The sequence below is a fragment of the Hymenobacter artigasi genome (assembly GCF_012275535.1).
Taxonomy (GTDB): domain Bacteria; phylum Bacteroidota; class Bacteroidia; order Cytophagales; family Hymenobacteraceae; genus Hymenobacter; species Hymenobacter artigasi.
Map to the genome: position 1 here is coordinate 16,537 of NZ_JAAVTK010000004.1, position 19,562 is coordinate 36,098.

Genomic DNA, 19,562 nt, shown 5'->3' on the forward strand with positions numbered 1-19,562 from the left:
CCGCATAGCGGTGGCATTTTTGCAGAAACTCAGATGCGCCGTTTGCTAGCTTTAAAGGGGCTGTAAGAAAATGCGCTGCGTTTGGTGTGTCTTGCTTTTCTACTATCATTCTGCTGCCCGATTGCGTAAACCCAGCGTCAGCTCCCACACCAGTACCCCGAGCGTAACCACATATTCCAGCGCTACCAGCCACAGGTTTTCGGTGTAGGCGCTGCTGCGGTAGGCGGCGTAGGAAAGCACCGCCAGCCCGCCCCACACCAACGGAAAGCGGAAGCGCGACAGCGCCCCCAGCCCGATGAGCAGCGTGAGATACCACGGATGCACGGTAGTGGCCAGGGCATAATACGCGGTAAGCATCAGCAGCAGCGTTTGGGCCAGCGAGGCTACGGTGAGGTGGCGCTCGCGCCACGCCAGCGCCAGCCCAAGCAGGCCGCCGGTGAGCGCCAGCGCCGGGCCGATTTGGGCAATTTCGTTGTACGTAGTGAGTTGGTAGCCAATGGCCCGTACCACGTAGTAGATGCTGGCATTGAACTCGAAGCTGCGGAAATACAGGTTCAGGCTGCGGCTGATGTTGACGACCAGCGCTACCGACAGGAACGGGCTGAACAGCACCAGCAGCGTGCCCGCCACCATGCCCGCGTATGCCAGAAATCGCCGCCAGCCCAGCCGCCTGATTAGCAAGGGCAGCACCAGCAGCGGCAGCAGCTTGGCGGCCACGCCCAGGGCCAGCGCCCCCGCCGACTTGGCCCATTGCTGCCGGCTCAGCAGCCAGATGGCCAGGAGTAGAAAGCACAGGGCCAGCGCCTCGAAGTGCAGGTTGCCAGTGAGTTCCATGATGGGCAGCGGGTGCAGCAGGTAGCGCAGCGCCCGAACCCGGGGCCAGCCCATGGCGGCCAGCAACGCCAGCAGGAGCCAGGCGGTGCCGGCTTCGGCGGCCATAATTACCAGGCGCAGGCAGGTGACAAACCCGTGCTCGGAAGCCGGAAACAGGCGGGCCGCGCCCCCGAATATCGCCTGGCACACCGGCGGGTATACCGAGTAGTAGTGCGGCGAGTTGAGCTGCCGGTATAGCTGCTGAAGCTCGGGCAATACCGCGTTGCGCACGCTGGCATCGGGCAGGGCGGTGCGGGCACCGTCGGCAATTATCTCATCGGGCCGAAACCGGAACGGGTTCACGCCGTGCGCTACCAGCAGGCCATCCCAGTGAAAGCGGAAAAAATCGTCGGAAAAAGCCGGCGTGGCCGGCAGCCACAACAGCCGGAACGCCAGCGCCGCACCCAGCCCCCAGCGCAGCGGCAACCGGCTGTGCAGCAGCCACGCATACGCCCCCAGCGCCACCGCAAACAAGCCCGCAAGCTGGCCAAAATTTACCCTTGGGGTGGCAAATGCTAAGCCCGCGTACGCCCCGCCGGCCAGCAGCAGCGCCGCAACCTGAGAAACGGAAGGCAGCTTGAGAGACAAGGGTTTCAGCGTTCTGTTGAGTAGGTAGTCCGGAATAAGTAGTCAGTAATCAGATTTCAGCTATCTAAAAATCAGTCAATTAATTTCCGTCTGATTATCGACTACTTAGTTGTCGTCGCGGACGGAATAGTAGCAAATCGCCGCGAAGCCAATGGTGAGCAGCGAGTGAAACGGCAGCAGTCCGAAGTCGTTGAGGTAAAGGCCGGCCGCGAGGCCAAACGCGAAGTACACTGCCAGCACGCCTTCCAGAATTACAAGGCCGCCCACGCCGCCGGTGCGGTAGCGCCGCTTGCGGGCGGGGCTGCCGGTGCCGGCCTTGGGCGTACGCACAAACGGCGTGCGCTTGCCCCACCAGCCCAGTACCACGGCCCGGGCATTGTGCAGCGACAGGCCCATCGAAACCGATAAAAACAACAGGAAAAATACCGGGTAGCGCCACAGTGGCTTGGTGGGGTGGGCCAGCCGCCAGGCAGTGTAGTAGTAATAAATGAGCGGCGTGAACCCAATCAGAAATACCGAAGCCAATCGAAACACGCCCTTAAACTCCTGGTGCTGCGCCCGCACAAACACCAGTGGCACGCTAAGGAGTGCCATGAGCATGATGACGATGTACACGCTGCTGTTGAGCAGGTGGAAGGTGGCCTGCAGCTTCACGCCCAGCGGCTGCTGGGAGCGCCACATGTTGCCGAGGTGCTTATGGGCGGTTTCGGCCGCGCCCTTGGTCCAGCGGAACTGCTGCGATTTGAGAGCATCCATCATGGCGGGCAACTCGGCGGGGGCCACTATTTCGGGGCGGAAGATGAAGCGCCAGCCGCGCAGCTGGGCGCGGTAGCTCAGGTCGAGGTCTTCGGTGAGGGTGTCGGTGTGCCAGCCGCCGGCATCGTCAATGCAGGCGCGTCGCCACACGCCGCCCGTGCCGTTGAAGTTGATGAAAAAGCCCGCCGCCGTGCGCCCCACCTGCTCAACGAGAAAGTGCGCGTTCAGCCCAAAGGCCTGCAGGCGGGTCAGCAGCGACTCGTTCTCGTTCAGGTGCCCCCAGCGGGTTTGCACCACGCCCACTGCTTTATCCTGCAAAAAGAAGGGGATGGTGCGCCGCAAAAAATCCGGGTCGGGCACGAAATCCGCGTCGAAAATGGCCACGAACTCATCCGCATTTTCTTCCAGCCCATAGCGCAGCGCGCCGGCTTTGTAGCCCTCCCGGTCGGGCCGGCATACGTGGCTGATGCGCAGGCCCCGGGCGGCGTAATGGGCCACGCGGGCGGCGGCCAGGGCCACGGTGGCATCGGTGGAGTCGTCGAGCACCTGGATGTGCAGGCGGTCGGCGGGATAGTCGAGGGCAGCGGCGGCGTCGATAATGCGCTCCACCACGTTTTGCTCGTTGTAGAGCGGCAGCTGCACCAGCACACGGGGCCACTTGGCCGGCGCGGGTGGGGCCGGAGCCAGCCCCTTGGCATACGCCCGCAGGGCCAGCCGCGTGAGCTGCCACTGCCCCGCGCTAAACCCCAGGATGAACAGCAGGCACAGGGTGTACAGCACCACCAGCAAAAGGGGCAGTACCGCCATCAGAAACAAAGAATAAAGATTCGCAACACAACCAAAAAAACAGCTCCACCGACCGGGCAGACGCGGGCCGGGCCGGAAACTTACCGACCGGAAAAAATTACCAGTATTTAAAAATCGTCCACAGAATTTTGTAGCCCGCCCCGAGGGTGCCGCGCACCGTGCCCGACACCTTGCTCGTGCCGATGCGCTTGCGGTAGCGCACGGGCACTTCCACGGTGCGCAGGCCCAGGCGGGCAGCTTTCACCTGCATTTCCACGGTCCAGCCGTAGGTTTTGTCTTCCATGCCAATGCGCAGCAGGGCCGGGGCCGTAACCGCCCGGAACGGTCCCAAATCGGTGACGGTGCCGCCGTAGCGGATGTTGAGCAAGCGGGCGGCCAGCCAGTTGCCAAACCGCTGCTGGGGTAGGAGGGAGCCCTTTTCGCGCACGCCCAGGGCGCGGGAGCCGATGACCAGGTCGGCCTCCCCGCGTAGGAGCGGGGCCAGTAGTTCGGGCATTTGTTCGGGGAAATCGGAATGGTCGCCATCGAGAAATACGACGAAGTCGGGCTGTTCGGATTGCGGCCGGCCAAAGGCGTGGGCCATGCCTGCCAGGCAGGCGTAGCCGTAGCCGGGCCGGGGCTCGCGCAGCACGGTGGCCCCACCGGCCCGGGCCATTTCACCGGTGTTGTCGGTCGAGTTGTTATCGACCACAATCACCTCCTGCGCCAAACCAGCCGGGATTTCGGCCAGTACCAGGCCAATGGCGGCGGCCTCGTTGTGGGCGGGAATGATAACGCTGACGCGGGGCTGGGGCATGAAGCAAATGGTGTAACGGGCCACAAAGATGCCGCCGCCGCCGTAAAGCCGCACCGTGCCGCTACCTTGCGGCTCTTTTTCAATCCCCCGTTGTATGCTCCAGGTAGGCCAGCCCGCTCCCGATTTCACGCTCACCACCACTTCCGGCGAAACATTCCGCCTGGCCGACCAGCGTGGCCGGCACCTGGTGCTTTACTTCTACCCCAAGGACGATACCCCCGGCTGCACCGCCGAAGCCTGCTCGTTCCGCGACCAGTACGAGGATTTCAAGGACCTCGGGGCCGAAGTCATCGGCATCAGCTCCGACAGCGAGAAGTCGCACCAGAAATTCACCCAGAAGCACCGCCTGCCCTTCGAGCTGCTGGCCGATACCGACGGGAAAGTGCGCAAGCTCTACGAGGTGCCCCGCGCCCTGCTGGGCCTGCTGCCCGGGCGCGTCACATTTGTGATTGATAAAGAAGGAGTTGTTCAGTATATCTTCAACTCCTTGAGTGGCGCTACCGACCATGTGAGCAACGCCAAAAAGGTGCTGCAAGGGCTGCCCGCCTAACCAATAAATGGCGCGCATTGAGCTGGAAATGATGGTGCAGGTGCCCCCCGAGGCTTGCTATGCGCTGGCGCTGAACGTGCAGGCCCACCTCGCTTCCACGCTCCAAACGGGGGAGCGCGTGGTAGCTGGCCCCGCTGATGGGCAGCTGAAGCTTGGCGACGTAGTGACCTGGGAAGCGCGGCACCTGGGCATCCGCCAGCGCCTGACGGTGCGGATTTCGGCGGCCACGCCACCCCATCATTTCCGGGATGAGATGGTCAGGGGTGCATTCCGAACGCTGCGGCACGACCATTATTTTGAGGCGGTGCCGGGTGGTACCCGGGTGCGCGATATTTTTGAGTTTAGTAGTCCGCTGGGGTTCGTGGGGCGCTGGTTCGATAAGCTGTTTTTGAAGCGGTACCTAACCCGGTTTCTGCGGGCTCGGAATGCGATGTTGAAACAGCAGCTTGAGCAAAACCGCTAGGTTTCCCGTAGAAGCAACCTCACCAATTGCTTCCACGATGCCCCGTTTCCTGCTCTTTCTCTTGCTGCCCCTGTTGCTGGCCACTACTGCCGCCCCGGCCCAGACCGCGCCTATCAACGCCACGCTCGACGGCTACGAATATCCGTTCCCGGTGCGCTACCTGCCGCTGAAGCTGGAAGGGCAGGCCCTGCGCATGGCCTACATGGACGTGCCGCCCACCGCCAAGACCAACGGCCGCACCGTAGTGCTGCTGCACGGCAAGAACTTCTTCGGGTCCTACTGGCGCGAGACGATAAAGACGCTGGCCGCCGCTGGTTTCCGGGTGGTGGTGCCCGACCAACTGGGCTTTGGCAAGTCGGATAAGCCGGATATCCACTACTCGTTTCATCAGCTGGCCCGCAATACCAGGCACTTGCTCGACACGCTGGGCGTGAAAAATGCCGTAATAGTGGGCCATAGCATGGGCGGCATGCTGGCCACCCGCTTCGCCCTGATGTACCCCGAAACCACCGAAAAGCTGGTGCTCGAAAACCCCATCGGCCTGGAGGATTACCGCGTGGGTGTGCCCTTCCAATCCGTGGACCAGGCCGAAGCCAACGAGCTGAAAAGCACCGAAGCCAGTATCCGCAAGTACCACGCAACTTATTACCCCAACGGCTACCCGGCGGCCCACGACCAGTGGCTGTTGCCCTTGGCCGCCCAAACCCGCAGCCCCGATTTCCCCAAAGTAGCCCGTGCCAACGCCCTCACCTTCGAGATGATATACCAACAGCCGGTGAGCTACGAATTCAGCCGCATAACCATGCCCACGCTACTCATCATCGGTCAGGCCGACCGCACGGTGGTGGGCAAAGGCCTGATAAAAGACCCCAAAATACTGGCCCAAATGGGCCAATACCCGGCGCTGGGCCGCCGCACCGCCGCCGAAATAAAGGGCGCAAAACTGGTGGAGATTCCGAACGTGGGGCACATCCCGCATCTGGAAGCTCCGGCGCAGTTTTACAAGGCGCTGCTGGGGTTTTTAGGGTAGGGTTAAGAATACGACCCGACTTTGGCAGTACGTAAGTACTCTGTCCACTGTACCTTAACCCCCGTTTAGGTTAACGCCTGCTAGTGAGCAGAGGAGGCTTATAACTTGGTAACTAAGTGGCCGTTACTCGTCTTTTTTTTGCACTAATGCCTTGGTTACTTCCAAGTAATAGAATGTGCGACCAGCAGGTCCAAGAGGCGGCTGCTTATCGTATGGTTTATAAGTGCCGCTAAACAGCACTTGGTTGCCCACCCTTTGCAGGTTTGTCGGCAAGGTCCCACAAAGCATACCGAAATCCACCGAATCATACGTGCCTGGTATTACCCGACGGACGTAATACTGTTGCAGTGCAGGTTCGAAGCCAATCGTGCCTTCTACGTTCGTCACCGTTTTCACGGGCTGCTTATCTGAGGCACAGGATTCAGAAGTAACTGCGGGGGCTTCCTCGCATTTCTGACACCCACTGCTGGCAAATAGCAGTCCGCTCAGCAGGCAGCACGAAAAAATCGTTTTCATAAAATAGGGGAATGATTACATGGACGTGACCGCTGCTGCTGTGTATTAGTTGCTTGCACTCAAAATATAGGGCAAAAGATTACTTTCATCTTTTCAGTGAGCAGTAACTAGTTGACTGAAAATTATTTGCAGCAAGCCTCTGCCAAGTACTGTTAGTTTAATGAACTCGTTCATCTTTCAAAGTTCGGAAATCATTCGCTATCAAGCTGGTGAAACGCTGTTAAACTTCTGAATCAGCTAGCTCAAAATCCGCAGCGAATCGGCGTGAATCAACTGCGAGGCCTGATACCGGCCTTCGCGCGGGCCGTTTTCCAGGTTGAGCACGCCGCGGGGGCATGCGGTGCTACACATGCCGCAGCCCACGCACGAGGCCCGGATGATGGGCTCGCCGCGCTGGGCATATTGCTGCACGTCGATGCCCATCTCGCACACGTTGGAGCAGTTGCCGCACGAGATGCACTGCGCGCCGTTGGTGCTGATGCGGAAGCGCGAGAAATGCTTTTGCAGCAGACCCAGGTAAGCGGCCATGGGGCAGCCGAAGCGGCACCACACCCGCGAGCCCATCAAGGGGTAGAAGCCCACCCCGATGACCCCCGAAAACACGGCCCCGATGGCAAAGCCGTACCACTTGGCCCCTACATTACCGGCCTCGCCCAGCAGCGTGCCGCCGGTGGCGAAGTGTACCCACAGCAGCGCCGTAATGGCAATTATCAGCCCCAGCACGGTGTAGATAATGCGGACCTCCCAGCGCCAGGCGGTGCGGCTTTTGTCGGATAGATGGCGGTAGGGGTCGCCGGCGGTTTCGGCCAGGCCGCCGCAGCCGCACACCCACGAGCAGTACCAGCGCTTGCCGTAGAAGTACGTGAGCACGGGCGTGGCCACAAATGACATCACCGCGCCCCAGAACACCATGAACACGCCCAGCGCCTGCCCGTTCTGGACGAGGCTATGCACATCGCTGGGCCACAGGTACTGGTAGTGCAGCGGCCAGAAGTAGGTGAAATAAAACTCCGGCTGCTGGAAAAACTGGAGCAGCCCCGGAATCAGAAACGCAAAGCCCAGCTGGAAAAACATCACCGAAGCCGTGCGGATAACCTGGTAGCGCGAGTGGCGGTATTTCCACAGCGCCCGGCCGCCCATCAGCAGTATCGCCAGCGTGTAGAACGTGCCGTAGAGAAACCATTGGTCGGCCGGCCGGCCCCGCAGGGCCTGGCTAAAGCTATCGAGTGGATGCACCAAGTTGTTGAGCAGGCCAAAATTGCCCTTGCCATCGTCGCCGCTGTACCAGTACAGCACCACGTAGAAGCCGGTGAGCACCAGCCCGGTAATCCAGGCAATGGCGCCGCGTCCGGTGCTGGCCCGTAGCCAAAGGTTGTCCTGCTGCACGCCCGCCGGGTGCTGGCCAAACTTCAGCCAGCTCCAGGCTAAGGTACCGGCGCTCACCAGGCCCAGGGCCAGCCAGAACCAGGTAGTGCGGCGCGCGGGGTCGGCATCGGCCCAGGCCAGGAGCAGGGCCAGCAGGCCGCCGGCCACCACGGCCAGCGTGAGCTTTTCGGCGGGCGAAGTCGCGGGCAGGGGCGGGGAGAGGGTAGGCGTCATTCTTTGGTTAATGAAGAATTAGGAATGAAGTATTAGGAATTGCTGAATGACGCTTCGGCCAATTCTTCATTCCTCATTAAATTAATGATGGTGGTGCGGCTCGTCGGGCTTGCCGAAGATGTTGATGAGCGTACCTACGAGATAAAAGCCCGTCCAGCATACGTAGAGCCAGTTGAAGCCGGCCGGTAGGTAGCCCACGAAAAAGTGCAGAATCAGGTGCGCGCCGGCACTCATCAGCAGGCCCGTGAGCGCGATGAACTGGAAGCTGTTGAGGGCCGAGGGGCGGTATAGCTTGGAGAAATCCACGGATTAGGAAATTAAAAATTTATAATTAAAAATTAAAAATGGGTGCGCCAGCACTGCAGCTACAAGCTGCTTTTCAGGTCGCCAAAAACGGAATATTTAATTATTAATTTTTAATTGAAAAAAGTCCTTTGCGCTGCTTCAGGGCCACGGGCTGCCCGGGAAACTGCCGGTTGTAATCGGCCACGATGGCTTTTTCGTGCTGCGGAAAAAACTCGGGGTCGAAGTTGGCCGACCCAAACTGGCTCATGACCGTGGCCACGGGCGTGCGCCGGGCAATCCACTGCTCGCATACGGCGTGGCGCAGGCGCAGCCCCAGTGCGTTGAAGCCTACCACGGCGTGCGGGGCCTCGCTGCGGAAATACACCCGCACCGCCGCCCGGCTGCCCGGGTGCTCCCAGTAGAAGCTGCTGAGGCCCGGCACCGGGCCGGCCGGAGCGTAGCCGTAGGTCTGGTATTCGAGGTTAAAGAATTTGGCCGAGTTGAACCAGATGCCGCGTCGGTAGGGCGTGGCCTGCCCGCAAATGGTGTGGGCCACGGTTTCGCCCTGCATCCGGCCGGTGTACCAGAGCTGTTCGATGGGCACCTCGCCCGCGCCGGGCTGGCGGTGCTGGGCACAGTCGCCGGCCGCGAAAACGTTGGGCACGTTGGTGCGCAGAAATTCATCGACCAGAATGCCCCGGTCGGTTTCCACGTTCGAGGTGCTGGCCAGCGCGAGGTTGGGTGTGACGCCGGTGGCCAGGCCCACCCACTGGCAGGCAATTTCTTCGCCGGCCGTGGTCACCACGGCGCGCACGCGGCCCTGGGCATCGCCCAGAATCTCGCGTAGCTCTGTCTGGTAGCGCACCGAGATGTGGTTTTCCTGGAACTGGCGGTCCACCAGGTTGGCTTCTTCGGGCGGCAGCACCGCGCCCCAGTAGCGGGCGTCGCGCACCAGCACCACGGGCTCGATGCCCCGGGTGTGCAGCATTTCGGCCAGCTCTACACCAATGAGGCCGCCGCCCACCACCACGCCCCGGCTGATGCCGTGCGTGTCGCGGGTCATGGCTTCCAAATCGGGGAGGTTATACAGGCCCTGCACGCCGGCCAACTCCTGCCCGGGCCAGTCAAACAGCTTGCTTTCGGAGCCGGTGGCCAGCAGCAGCTGGTCGTAGGCGAGGGTGGTGCCGTCGGCGAGGCTGAGTAGGTTCTCGGCGGTGTTGAGCGCGGTGGCGGTGGCGTGCACCAGGGCCAGCCGGTTTTCATTCCAGAACCAGTCCTCGTAGGGCTTAATGTCCTGCGCGCGCAGGTGGCCCATGTACACGTACATGAGCGCGGTGCGGGAGTAGTGGTGGGCGCTTTCGCTCGATACCAGCGTGATGCGGGCTTCGGGCTGCAGCCGGCGCACTGTGAGGGCGCACGTCACGCCGGTAATGCCGTTGCCGAGAATGACGAGGTGCATGGGATGGGAAGGGAGAAAAGTCAGGTGTCAAATGTAGCGACAAGGTTGGCCGGATGGCGGCCCGAAGATTTGGGCCCGGAGAACGCCGGGTGAAGCCACTACGCGCCGGGCATCGCAGCCGGCTGGTTTAGGAATATAGTCGGGCCAGCTAGCATGTTGCGTTGTGAAAGTGGGTTTTCACCCGATGAACAACCTGAAATGAACGACCAACCTAAAAAAGCCAGACTATTTTTTGGAAAAAATATTCCTTCAACCCATAATCCTCGTCAGAATGCCGGAAACGGGAAAACGGGGCTGTTTCAAAATGGGAAAGTTAAAAAAGGGCGAATCCGATGCTTCCACTCGCCAGTAAGTTTCGAGTCTTCAAACAATTGCTACACTTCCAATTTTATGAAATCCTTCTACACTTTCGGAAAGTTTTGGGCCGTGCTGCTGCTGAGCCTGATTTTGGGTGGTACGGCGGCGGCCGGCACCGGTACGCCCCTCACAGCTACGTCCATTACTACGCAGACGACGGCCTTCCTGCAAAAATTTGTGAACAAGGAGGGCAAAGTGAACTACGAAGCCCTGCAGCGAAACCCCGAAATGCTGGACGCGCTACTGAGCAATATTGCCGGTTTCGACGTGAGCAAAGCCGAGATGGCCGACCAATACGCCTTCTATCTGAACGCCTACAATACACTGGTAATCGGCGAAATAGTGCGAAACTACCCGCTCACGTCCGTGCAGGACATGCCCGGCTTTTTCAACCGTGCGCAGATGCGCGTTGGCCGCGAGGTGCTCACCCTCGACCAGATTGAAACCGACAAGCTCCGTAAAATCTACGACGACCCGCGCCTGCATTTTGCCCTGGTATGTGGCACCAACAGCTGCCCCCGCCTGAGCCGCGCCGCCTACGTGGGCAAAGACCTGTTTGTGCAGCTGAACAACCAGGCCCAATTTGCCCTGCTCGACCCCAGCTATGTGAAGGTGGACGATGCGAATAAACTCGTGCGGCTGCCCGAAATATTCCAATGGTACGAGGGCGACTTCAGCACCAGCGGCAAAACCGGGGTGATGTACGTGAACCAGTTCCGCAAGAATGGCCGCATTCCCACCTGGTATACCGTCGAATACTACCCCTACAACTGGACGCTGAACGACCAGAAGCGCACCGACGCCGAAACCGTGGCCAGCAAATAAGCCCCGTCGGGCGTAACGCATTGCCGGGGCCTGCGTAAGCCAGAGACACTTCATCCTCAGTCTTCCCAGCTTATGATTCCCGATAACATCTCCGGCGACGGCACCGACCCCAACGAAGGCGAACACGCCGACATCACTGAAAACAAGAAGTTTCCGAAGAACGAAGAGCTGGAAAAACAGAAAGAGTACCAGCAGGAAGAGAGCAACGGCAAAGCCAGCAATGACCCTACTGCCGCTCGCAACGTGGGCCCCAACGGCTACACCCAGCGCAACAACCAGAAGGACCAGCTGGAAAACCTCCACATCGGCGGCTCCGAAACCACCCCGCAGGGCGGCAACAACCACACCACGGCCGGCGAGCAGGCCCAGGGCCCCGGCTTTGAAGCCGAAGGCAGCTACGAGCTCGACAAGCTGCGCACGAAGGAGCAGAAATTTGGTGAAAAGGCCCCCAGCGGCCCCGCCAAGCCTGTCAGCGACGGCGAAGCTTCCGCCGAGTAAGGCGTTGCCAGACGCGTAATGCAATAATCGACCAGCCGGGCCGGAGCCCGCCATGACTACGGTCGGGCGGCTCCGGCCCGGCTTGCTTATGCCTTAGCCACCAAGGTACTAGGCGGGCATGGGTCATCAACAATCGCATCCGGACTCCGGCGATAATTTACTGCTCCAAAAAAAAGAGAAGCCGGGGCAGATAACGCCGCAAAAGCTTAACTTGCGCAGCCTATTTGGAAAGGTGTCTTTGACCAATAAAAAAATCTGCGCAAGCTTTAATCCACAGTTTACTTTTTTACGATGAATTCAGAAAATCTACCCAAGGTTGATAACGAGCCCTACAATCCAAATCTGGATGCTCAGGATGAGGATGTTGTGTCGGGAGGTAATAACAAGCTTACCTACATTCTGGTAGGCGTAATTCTGGCGCTGGTGCTGGGCTACGTGGCCCTGCCCAAGGGCGGCGGCAGCGGCATGGCTTCGGTCACGCCCACCTTTATGCTCGACGATGCGGCCGTGACGGCCACGGCCCCCACTGCGGCCGACAGCATTGCCGCCGGCCTCAAAGCCACCCCGGTAGTGGCCGAAGAAGAAAACTCCGCCAAAACCACTACCAAAACGACCACCAAAACGACCACTGCCGCCCCGGCTGCCATGGCCGCTGCTGCGCCCGTTGTAACCGATGCGGCCGCGCCCGTGGAAGATGCCCCGGCCCCCGCGCCCGTAGCTGCGCCCGAGCCCGCCGCGCCCACTACCGTCACCATGTCGGGCAAGATTGAGGATGAGAACGGCCGGCCGCTGGTGGGGGCCACCGTGCTGCTGAAAGGCAGCAGCAAAGGCACCAGCACCGACGCCAACGGCAACTATACCATGGAAGTGCCCAGCGGCGACAACACGCTCATTTACGGTTACGGCGGCTACGACGACGAAGTGCTGCGCAACAGCGGCGGCAAGCCCGTAAACGTGACCCTCACGCCCCGCGCCAAAACCGGCCGCAAGCGCCGCTAAGCTTCCGGGCAAGTTATCAGCACAAAAAAAGGCCTCCCAGTGCGGGAGGCCTTTTTTTGTGCCAATGAAATAGCGGTTTGACATTCCGACGAAGGAGGAACCTGGGTGAAAACGTAACGTGTCTTCTTCAGATTTCTCCTTCGTCGGAAGGAAAGAATCGGTGCTAAGCTTCGGCCTTGCCTCCAAAGCGGCGGCCGAACAGGAAGTATACCGGCAGGCCCAGCGCCACTAGGCCCAGGCCCCGGCGCGAGAATTCGGCGGTGTCGGGGGCGATGAGCAGGATGATGCAGAAGGCCGAGGCCAGCAGCACGTAGAGGCCCGGCACCAGCGGGTAGCCCCAGGCGCGGTAGGGGCGCGGGGCCTCTGGCCGGGTGCGGCGCAGCACGAAAATACCGATGATGGTGACGACGTAGAACAGAATCACGGCGAACATCACGTAGTTGAGCAGCTGGCCGTAGGAGCCGCTGAGGCAGAGCAGGCAGGCCCACAGGCACTGGGCCCACAGGGCACGGCCGGGCACGCCGGCCCCGTTCAGCTGGGCCAGGCCGGGGAAGAAAAGGCCATCTTTGGCCATGGCAAAGTAGGCGCGGGAGCCGCTGAGAATGATGCCGTTATTGGCCCCGAAGGTGCTGAGCATGATGAGCACGGCCATGACGTAAGCGCCGGCCTTGCCGAGTACCGATTCGGCTACGGCGGTGGCCACGCGGTCGTCGGTGGCGTACTGAATGCCGCGGCCGGCCAGCGTGGCGGCTTCGGGCGCGCCGTGCAGGGGCAGCACCAGCAGGTACACGATGTTGATGAGGATGTAGAGGGCCGTGACGATGGCCGTGCCGATGGCCATGCTGCGCACCAGCGTGCGCTCGGGGTTCTGGATTTCCTCGCCCGCGAAGCCGATGTTGTTCCACGAATCGGAGGAAAAGAGCGAGCCCGTCATGGCCATGCCGATGGCAATGACCAGCGAATAGCCGCTGATGGGCAGCGGCGCGGCGCTCACGCCCGGGGCCGGGTAGCGGGTGGCCGTCCAGAGGTCGGCAAAGTTGGCGGATATAGCCTCGTGGTTCAGGCCCAGCGCCACGCCGAAGATGATGAGCAAGGCCAGCGCCACCAGCTTGGTGCTACCCAGCACGTTCTGGATAATCTTGCCGGTGCGCACGCCCTGCGCATTGAGGGCCGTGATGCCGATGATGAGCACGATGGCCAGCAGCTGGACACTGCTGAACTCGAAGCTGACGGTTTTAAACAGCAGGTTCTTCACGCTGAAATAAGGCAGGAGCACGCCCGTGAACTTAGCGAAGGCCACGGCCACGGCCGCAATCACGCCGGTTTGAATAACGAGGAACAGCGTCCAGCCATAGAGGAAGGCGGTGAGGCGGCCGAAGGCTTCGCGCAGGTACACGTATTGCCCGCCTACCTTGGGAAACATGCTGGCCAGCTCGCCGTAGCTGATGGCCCCGGCCATGGTGATGAAACCGGTGAGCAGCCACACCACCAGCAGCCAGCCGGCGCTGCCCACCTGCCGGGCAATATCGGCCGAAACAATGAAGATACCGGAGCCTATCATGCTGCCGGTGACCAGCATAATGGCGTCGAAAAGATTGATGGCCCGCTTGAAATGCGGTTGGTCGGGTTGAGGTTCGGTCATATAAAAGCAGGAATTTTTGTCAAAGAAAACGAAAAGGCCCGCCGTGGAAGGCGGGCCTCGCAATTAAAAGCCGGAAAAGCGTTAAAATTCGCTGCGGTCGTACCAGCTGCGCATGCGCCACGGGTCGTTGCGGTTTTTGCGCACCAGCACCAGCCGGGCCGTGCCCGAGCCCGAAAACCGCTCGTTGTCGCGCTGCTCAATGGTGAGCAGGAAGGAGCGCTCCACGCTGGCCAGCGTGTCGGAGGCCAGCGTGTCGGAGCTGGGCAGGTATTGTGTCCATTGCAGATTGATGGAGCGGGCGGCCCGAAAGAGGCGGTAGGTGGTGTTGGCATCCACGTCGCGGGTCCAGGAGCGGTCGAGGTTGGCGGCGAAGTCGCGGTAGGTGAACTTGAACTTCGGCGAAAGCAGCTGGCCGTAGAGGGTGGAATCGCGCAATTGGTAGGCCGACCGGAACCGGTCGAAGAAGCCACGCACGTACACGGGGTTGCCCAGCAGCTCGTTCTGGTCGGCGGGCACCTCGTCGAGGGCCGGGGCGAAAGGGTTGCACGCCGGAACCGTCAGCATGAGCACAATGCCCGAGAGCAGCACAGTGGGACGGGACGGTAATTTCATGAGGCGAAATATACGCGGGCGCTACGCTTAAATTAAAAATTACGAATTATAAATTAAAAATGAGGAAGCTGGGCTCGACTGCAGCTCAATCATTCACATTCATAATTTCTAATTAAAGCACCGCATCAATGCGAGCTGAAGTACTTCTTCAAATCCGTCCAGCACAGGCCGGGGGTGGTGCGCTGGTCGCGCCAGGATACGATGCGCCACTCGTTGTTGCGGCGGCGCAGGATGAGGCGGATGTTGCCCTGCAAAAGGCCGGCACGGAAGGCCGTGTCCTGCTGCGTGATTTTGAGCTGGTACAGGGCCGAAACCTCGGCCGAATCGGTGGTGTAGAGCTGGTCGCGTCGGCCGCTGAGGGTGAGCGTGTTGGCGGTGCCGGTGGCCGTGCGGCGGCGCAGGCTGCTGAAGTAAGTGGTTTCTTCGGGCACGCTCCAGTTGGCAAACAGGGCGGGCGAGGAGCCGGCGCTGGTGGGGTCGGGCACGAAGCGGTAGTCGGGCCCGCTGAAGGTGCGCTCGTAGTTGCCCACGTTCACGCTCTGCACGGCGGTGGTGAAGTTGGCCAGCAGAATATCAATCTGGGTGGGCTGAATCCACTCGCTGGCCGTGGCTGCGGGCTCGGGCTCGCGCAGCTGGAAACAGGCCGGCAGCGCCAGCAGGGCCAGCCCTGCCAGGAGGCGGGCCGCGTTGCCGGTTAATGCCTTGGGCCAGTTGTTCATGATGAAGCAGGGGAGAGGTATTCAGCAGAAAGATACGCGGTGCAGGGCGTTCTAAAAACAAGCCGGCGCGGGGCCGCCCATCGGCCAAACCGCATCCCGCCGTACTTTCGTCGCCCGTCATCCGCTGTCCCCTGCATGTCCCGAAAGCTTCTGGCGTTACTCACCACGCTGCTGTTGCTGCTCACGCTGGCCACGTACGTCTACTACCGGCGCACGCTGGCGGCCGTGCCCGTCGACCCCTACGCCCTGGTGCCCGACGATGCCGTGCTGGTCCTCAGCACCCACGACCACCCCACGCTGGTGCGCCATCTGCAGGAAACCGAGCTATGGGACAACCTCACGGCCGTGCGCTACTTCCAGCAGGCGGCCGGCCACCTGGCCCTGGCCGACAGCCTGGCCGGCGGCAACTCGCGCCGCCGCAACGGCCTGCTCAACCTGCTGGGCCGCAAGCTGGTCATCACCTCGGTGCACGTAACGGGGCCGGGCGAGTTCGACGTGCTCTACCAGGTGCCGCTGAGCCGCGTGAGCGAGTACCGGCAGGTGCGCGGCCTGCTCGAAACCCTGGGTCGTGACGCCCGCTACCGCCTCGCCACCCGCGACTACGAAGGCCAGGAGCTGACCGTACTCACCGAGCGGCGAAGCGAGCTGAGCCTCACCGTTTTCAATTACCGCAACCACCTGCTCATCAGCACTAATGCCGGCCTGGTGGAAGCGGTGGTGCGCCGCCTGGCCCACCCCGATGCGCCCACCGTGCTGGCCAGCTTTGGCACCACCGATTTGCTGAAGCTGCGCGGCGTGGATGGCTCGCTGCTGATTAACTACCGCCGCCTGCCGCAGTTTCTCGACGTGCTGTTTCGGCGCGATGCCCACGGGCAGGTCGACCAGCTCGCCGGGCTGGTGTCGCAGGGCCTGCTGGGCCTGAAGCTGGATGGTAGCCGGGCGCAGCTCCAGGGGTTTTCGAACCCCGAAACGGCCCGGGGGGCGCTCCAGCAGCGCCTGAGCGGCCAGCCGGCGCAGCCCCTGCGGCTCAGCGAGTTCATCAGCACGCGCACGGCACTGCTGCTGCATCTGGCCGCCCAGCCGGCCCGCACCTGGCCCCGGGCCGGCACGCCGTTGGTCGACTCGCTGGGGCGCAATGCCGCGCTGGACAGTTTGCGGGCCACTTTTGGGGGTGAGATGGCCATTGGCTACCTGGCCGCCGTGGCGGCGGGCAGCCGGCCGGGGCGGCTGGCGCTGGTGCGCTGCCCGGCGCCGGCACGCACGGCCCAGTGGCTGGCCCGCCTGCGCCGCATCGAGGGCAGCTCGCCCGCTTTCACCAAAGTGGGGCCTTACGAAATCCACCCTGTCGGCTTCACGGAGGCGGAGGTGCTGGGGCCGCTGCTGGCCCCGGCCCGCCCCGGCGCGGTAGAAGTGGCGGCCAGCGCCGGCGTGCTGGTGGGCAGCTACCTCGTGCTTTCTGATGAGCTGACCCTGAACGGCTACCTTGCCGACGTGATGGCCGGCCGCACCTGGGCCCAGACCCCGGCCCAGGTATCTTTCCTGCAGGAAACACTGCCCCGCGCCCGCCTGAGCATTTTCGTGGATACGCGCAATAGCTGGAACGCCCTGCTGGGCGTACTCACCGAAGACCGCCGGGCCGGCCTGCTGCGCAACGAGGCCCTGTTCAAGCGTTTCCCGCAGTTCGCCTTCCAGCTGATGCCAGCCGAGAACGAGGCCGCGCCCGATGCCCAATATTATACCCAGCTGCTGCTGCGCCACCCCGACCTGGGCCCGGCCATCACGCAGGCCGGCGGCGCGGCGGCCAATGGCCGAGTGCTGGCTTTTCAGCACTCGTTGGTGGGAATGCCCACGGTGCTACCCGCGCTGGGCACCCGCATTCCGGCCGTGGTGGTGCAGGACTCGGCCGGTACGCTGCACTTCGTGAGCGCCGATAATGCGGTACTGTGGTCTGATACGCTGGCCGGGCCGGCCGTGGGCCAGGCGCTGCTGCCCAGTGGCGGCGGGGTGCCGGGCGGCCTGCTGCTGGGCGCGGGCCACCGCCTGCACCTGCTGGCCAACGACGGCCGCGAAGTGCTGCCCTTTCCCCTCAACCTGCCCGATACCGTGCACATCGCCGCGCTGCTGGCTGCCCCCGCCGGCCCCGATGCGCCCGCCCGCCTACTGGCCCGCACTGCCGGCCACGAGCTGCGGCTGCTCGATGCCCGGGGCCACCTCTTCCCCGGCTGGCAGCCCAAGCGCCTCGATTTCCCGCTGGCCGGCGAGCCCGCGCTGCTTAGCGTGAGCGGGCGCGATGTGGTGGTGGCCCCCCTCCAGAACGGCTACGTGTATGCCTTCGATGGCCAGGGCAACCTGTTCCCGGGCTTTCCGCTGAGCCTGGGGGCGCGGCTGGCCGGCAACCTGCTGGTGCAGGCCGGCACCACCCTGGGCCGCACCCACCTCACCGCCATGAACCAGCACGGCGAGCTGGTGACGTTCACGCTCAGCGGCGACATCCTGACCCGCCGCCGGGTGGCTACCTGGAGCCGCACCGCCCGCTTTCACTTGGTGCCCGATGCCCGGGGCCGCAGCTTCGTAGTTACCCGCGAAGATGGTAACCAGCTCGATGTGTATCTGCCCAATCAGGCGGCCCCGCTGCTCACCCAGCGCTTCGTAACCTCGGGCGAGATGCCGGTGCAGCTCTTCGATTTCAGCAATGGCCGGCGGCTGGTGGCCGTCACGGAGCCCGGCCCGGGCCAGGTGTACCTCTATAATGGCAAGGGCCGGCTGCTGGGCGATGCGCCGCTGCCCAGCACCGGCACTGGTATAGGCCTCAGCTACGACGCCACCACGGATGCGTACCAGCTAGTCCGCATTGTGGGCCGTGAGCTGCGCCGCACCGAGCTGAAACTGGCGCAGTAAGTGAGTTGGTGGAATGGCTGGTTGGTGGGTTGATGGAATGGCGGGTTCACATGGTATAAAGCCTTTGTGCTGAGCGCAGTCGGGGTATCTCTATCGCAGCAATAATCCAATCAGGGAGGTAATCCAATCACAAGGAGCAGCTACTCGGTAGCGATGCTTCGGCTGCGCTCAACAGGACGTTTTGGTAAATAAAAAAAGCATGACTTCTTCCGCCCGCACCGGCCTCGTGGTCGGCAAGTTCTGGCCGCCGCACCGGGGCCACCAGCTGCTGCTTGAAACCGCTGCTGCCCAAGTCGCCGAGTTGTTGGTGCTGGTGTATGCCCGCCCGGATTCTGAAACGATGCCCGCGCCCGTGCGCGCCCAGTGGCTGCGCGAGCTGTATCGGGGCGATAAGCTGGCCGATGGGCCGCGCATTGGCCGTACGCCATTGCGCATCTTCGCCCTCACCGCCGAGGCCGACGGGGTACCGCCCGACGCCGCCGACTATACCACCCAGCGCGAGTTTGTGCGCCAGTGGCTGGCCCGGCAGGGCCTGGTAGTGGATGTGATTTTCAGCAGCGAGGACTACGGGCCGGGCTTCGCCGCGCATTTGGGCGTGGCCCATGTCGCCGTGGATAATGCCCGCCAGCTGGTGCCCGTATCGGGCACGCTGGTACGCAACAACCCGATGAAATATGCCCGTCACCTGCACCCATTGGTAGCCGCGCAGCTGGGCGTGGTGCCGCCCACTGAGGTGCCGCGCGTGGTATTTCTGGGAGCCGAAAGCAGCGGCAAATCGACATTGTGCGCGGCGCTGGCCGAGGCCTGCGCTACCGTGTGGGTGCCCGAATACGGCCGTACCCTGCACGAGCAGAAAAACGGTAACCTCGACTACGATGACCTGCTCTACATTGCCCGCCGCCACGCCGAGCTGGAGGACGAAGCTGCCGCCCAGGCCCACGGCGTGCTATTCTGCGATACCAACGCGGCCACCACGGCACTGTATTCCTACTACTATTTCCATCGCTGCGACCCGGCCCTGCAAGCCATGGCGGCCGTGTGCGGGCAGCGCTATGCCCACACCTTCGTGTGCGCCCCCACCGTGCCCTTCGAGCAGGACGGTTGGCGCGGCCCCGAGGCACTCCGCAGCTTCCAGCACGGCATGATACTGATGCAGCTGGACTACTTCAACATTCCTTACACGCTGGTAGAGGGTACCGTGGCCGAGCGGGTAGCGCAGGTGCAGAGTCATTTAACATTTATCAATTAACATTTAACAGCCGTTCAACGGGTCATTTCTGGCTCGTTGAA

Annotated in this window: 18 protein-coding genes; 8 read left to right on the plus strand and 10 right to left on the minus strand. The window is 62.3% G+C overall.

Translation table 11 applies throughout. From position 1 onward, the window contains the following. Nucleotides 1–105: 105 nt before the first annotated feature. The 3 genes from HBN54_RS08225 to HBN54_RS08235 all read right to left on the minus strand — a co-directional run bounded on the left by HBN54_RS08225 (nucleotide 106) and on the right by HBN54_RS08235 (nucleotide 3,820). Nucleotides 106–1,461: a hypothetical protein gene (locus tag HBN54_RS08225; RefSeq protein WP_168672723.1), complete on the minus strand. Its 1,356-nt coding sequence runs from the start codon at nucleotides 1,459–1,461 to the stop codon at nucleotides 106–108. A 105-nt stretch (nucleotides 1,462–1,566) separates the two neighbouring features. After that, nucleotides 1,567–3,024: a glycosyltransferase gene (locus HBN54_RS08230; RefSeq protein WP_168672724.1), complete on the minus strand. Its 1,458-nt coding sequence runs from the start codon at nucleotides 3,022–3,024 to the stop codon at nucleotides 1,567–1,569. 97 nt (nucleotides 3,025–3,121) lie between these two features. Next, a complete protein-coding gene (locus HBN54_RS08235) occupies nucleotides 3,122–3,820 on the minus strand; it encodes a glycosyltransferase family 2 protein (RefSeq protein ID WP_168672725.1) in 699 nt (232 codons plus the stop codon). 94 nt (nucleotides 3,821–3,914) lie between these two features. Here HBN54_RS08235 and HBN54_RS08240 point away from each other — a divergent pair, with 94 nt between their 5' ends. The 3 genes from HBN54_RS08240 to HBN54_RS08250 are packed head-to-tail and all read left to right on the plus strand — an operon-like array spanning nucleotide 3,915 to nucleotide 5,863. Beyond that, complete coding sequence (locus HBN54_RS08240; RefSeq protein ID WP_168672726.1) at nucleotides 3,915–4,370, plus strand: peroxiredoxin; 456 nt, start codon at nucleotides 3,915–3,917, stop codon at nucleotides 4,368–4,370. A 7-nt stretch (nucleotides 4,371–4,377) separates the two neighbouring features. Then, nucleotides 4,378–4,833 (plus strand): SRPBCC family protein, encoded by a 456-nt coding sequence (locus HBN54_RS08245; protein ID WP_168672727.1) that lies wholly within the window; start codon nucleotides 4,378–4,380, stop codon nucleotides 4,831–4,833. A gap of 37 nt (nucleotides 4,834–4,870) precedes the next feature. Next, nucleotides 4,871–5,863 carry an alpha/beta fold hydrolase gene (locus tag HBN54_RS08250; protein ID WP_168672728.1) on the plus strand — a complete coding sequence of 331 codons (993 nt, stop codon included), beginning with the start codon at nucleotides 4,871–4,873 and terminating at the stop codon, nucleotides 5,861–5,863. A 123-nt stretch (nucleotides 5,864–5,986) separates the two neighbouring features. Here HBN54_RS08250 and HBN54_RS08255 read toward each other — a convergent pair whose 3' ends face one another. The 4 genes from HBN54_RS08255 to HBN54_RS08270 form a co-directional block, all read right to left on the minus strand. Continuing rightward, nucleotides 5,987–6,379, minus strand: coding sequence for a hypothetical protein (locus HBN54_RS08255; protein WP_168672729.1), 393 nt, complete (start codon nucleotides 6,377–6,379; stop codon nucleotides 5,987–5,989). Nucleotides 6,380–6,616: 237 nt separating this feature from the next. Then, complete coding sequence (locus HBN54_RS08260; protein ID WP_168672730.1) at nucleotides 6,617–7,978, minus strand: 4Fe-4S binding protein; 1,362 nt, start codon at nucleotides 7,976–7,978, stop codon at nucleotides 6,617–6,619. 81 nt (nucleotides 7,979–8,059) lie between these two features. Next, nucleotides 8,060–8,284 (minus strand): hypothetical protein, encoded by a 225-nt coding sequence (locus HBN54_RS08265; protein ID WP_168672731.1) that lies wholly within the window; start codon nucleotides 8,282–8,284, stop codon nucleotides 8,060–8,062. Nucleotides 8,285–8,387: 103 nt separating this feature from the next. Then, entirely contained in the window at nucleotides 8,388–9,722 is a 1,335-nt protein-coding gene (locus HBN54_RS08270) for an NAD(P)/FAD-dependent oxidoreductase (protein ID WP_168672732.1), read from the minus strand. A gap of 390 nt (nucleotides 9,723–10,112) precedes the next feature. Between HBN54_RS08270 and HBN54_RS08275 the strand changes: the two genes are divergently transcribed. The 3 genes from HBN54_RS08275 (at nucleotide 10,113) to HBN54_RS08285 (ending at nucleotide 12,401) form a co-directional block, all read left to right on the plus strand. Then, nucleotides 10,113–10,904, plus strand: coding sequence for a DUF547 domain-containing protein (locus tag HBN54_RS08275; RefSeq protein ID WP_168672733.1), 792 nt, complete (start codon nucleotides 10,113–10,115; stop codon nucleotides 10,902–10,904). Between the two features lie 72 nt (nucleotides 10,905–10,976). Next, nucleotides 10,977–11,402 carry a hypothetical protein gene (locus HBN54_RS08280; protein WP_235955447.1) on the plus strand — a complete coding sequence of 142 codons (426 nt, stop codon included), beginning with the start codon at nucleotides 10,977–10,979 and terminating at the stop codon, nucleotides 11,400–11,402. Between the two features lie 291 nt (nucleotides 11,403–11,693). Beyond that, entirely contained in the window at nucleotides 11,694–12,401 is a 708-nt protein-coding gene (locus tag HBN54_RS08285) for a carboxypeptidase-like regulatory domain-containing protein (RefSeq protein WP_168672734.1), read from the plus strand. Between the two features lie 163 nt (nucleotides 12,402–12,564). Here HBN54_RS08285 and HBN54_RS08290 read toward each other — a convergent pair whose 3' ends face one another. The 3 genes from HBN54_RS08290 to HBN54_RS08300 form a co-directional block, all read right to left on the minus strand. Beyond that, nucleotides 12,565–14,043, minus strand: coding sequence for an APC family permease (locus HBN54_RS08290; RefSeq protein ID WP_168672735.1), 1,479 nt, complete (start codon nucleotides 14,041–14,043; stop codon nucleotides 12,565–12,567). An 81-nt stretch (nucleotides 14,044–14,124) separates the two neighbouring features. Next, nucleotides 14,125–14,655, minus strand: coding sequence for a hypothetical protein (locus HBN54_RS08295; RefSeq protein ID WP_168672736.1), 531 nt, complete (start codon nucleotides 14,653–14,655; stop codon nucleotides 14,125–14,127). Between the two features lie 125 nt (nucleotides 14,656–14,780). Next, nucleotides 14,781–15,374: a hypothetical protein gene (locus HBN54_RS08300; protein WP_168672737.1), complete on the minus strand. Its 594-nt coding sequence runs from the start codon at nucleotides 15,372–15,374 to the stop codon at nucleotides 14,781–14,783. Nucleotides 15,375–15,509: 135 nt separating this feature from the next. Here HBN54_RS08300 and HBN54_RS08305 point away from each other — a divergent pair, with 135 nt between their 5' ends. Beyond that, the gene (locus HBN54_RS08305) at nucleotides 15,510–18,272 is read left to right on the plus strand and encodes a hypothetical protein (RefSeq protein ID WP_168672738.1); all 2,763 of its coding nucleotides are present in this window, start codon (nucleotides 15,510–15,512) and stop codon (nucleotides 18,270–18,272) included. A gap of 199 nt (nucleotides 18,273–18,471) precedes the next feature. Beyond that, on the plus strand, nucleotides 18,472–19,521 hold the full coding sequence (locus HBN54_RS08310) for an AAA family ATPase (protein ID WP_168672739.1): 1,050 nt from the start codon (nucleotides 18,472–18,474) through the stop codon (nucleotides 19,519–19,521). Nucleotides 19,522–19,562: the final 41 nt, after the last annotated feature.

Bases quoted from the DNA above. Each gene is read 5' to 3' on its own strand.
- HBN54_RS08235 (WP_168672725.1), bottom strand. From the start codon at position 3,820: ATGCCCCAGCCCCGCGTCAGCGTTATCATTCCCGCCCACAACGAGGCC.
- HBN54_RS08280 (WP_235955447.1), top strand. From the start codon at position 10,977: ATGATTCCCGATAACATCTCCGGCGACGGCACCGACCCCAACGAAGGC.
- HBN54_RS08290 (WP_168672735.1), bottom strand. From the start codon at position 14,043: ATGACCGAACCTCAACCCGACCAACCGCATTTCAAGCGGGCCATCAAT.
- HBN54_RS08240 (WP_168672726.1), top strand. From the start codon at position 3,915: ATGCTCCAGGTAGGCCAGCCCGCTCCCGATTTCACGCTCACCACCACT.
- HBN54_RS08250 (WP_168672728.1), top strand. From the start codon at position 4,871: ATGCCCCGTTTCCTGCTCTTTCTCTTGCTGCCCCTGTTGCTGGCCACT.
- HBN54_RS08260 (WP_168672730.1), bottom strand. From the start codon at position 7,978: ATGACGCCTACCCTCTCCCCGCCCCTGCCCGCGACTTCGCCCGCCGAA.
- HBN54_RS08285 (WP_168672734.1), top strand. From the start codon at position 11,694: ATGAATTCAGAAAATCTACCCAAGGTTGATAACGAGCCCTACAATCCA.
- HBN54_RS08305 (WP_168672738.1), top strand. From the start codon at position 15,510: ATGTCCCGAAAGCTTCTGGCGTTACTCACCACGCTGCTGTTGCTGCTC.
- HBN54_RS08295 (WP_168672736.1), bottom strand. From the start codon at position 14,655: ATGAAATTACCGTCCCGTCCCACTGTGCTGCTCTCGGGCATTGTGCTC.
- HBN54_RS08230 (WP_168672724.1), bottom strand. From the start codon at position 3,024: ATGGCGGTACTGCCCCTTTTGCTGGTGGTGCTGTACACCCTGTGCCTG.
- HBN54_RS08300 (WP_168672737.1), bottom strand. From the start codon at position 15,374: ATGAACAACTGGCCCAAGGCATTAACCGGCAACGCGGCCCGCCTCCTG.
- HBN54_RS08310 (WP_168672739.1), top strand. From the start codon at position 18,472: ATGACTTCTTCCGCCCGCACCGGCCTCGTGGTCGGCAAGTTCTGGCCG.
- HBN54_RS08245 (WP_168672727.1), top strand. From the start codon at position 4,378: ATGGCGCGCATTGAGCTGGAAATGATGGTGCAGGTGCCCCCCGAGGCT.
- HBN54_RS08275 (WP_168672733.1), top strand. From the start codon at position 10,113: ATGAAATCCTTCTACACTTTCGGAAAGTTTTGGGCCGTGCTGCTGCTG.
- HBN54_RS08255 (WP_168672729.1), bottom strand. From the start codon at position 6,379: ATGAAAACGATTTTTTCGTGCTGCCTGCTGAGCGGACTGCTATTTGCC.
- HBN54_RS08270 (WP_168672732.1), bottom strand. From the start codon at position 9,722: ATGCACCTCGTCATTCTCGGCAACGGCATTACCGGCGTGACGTGCGCC.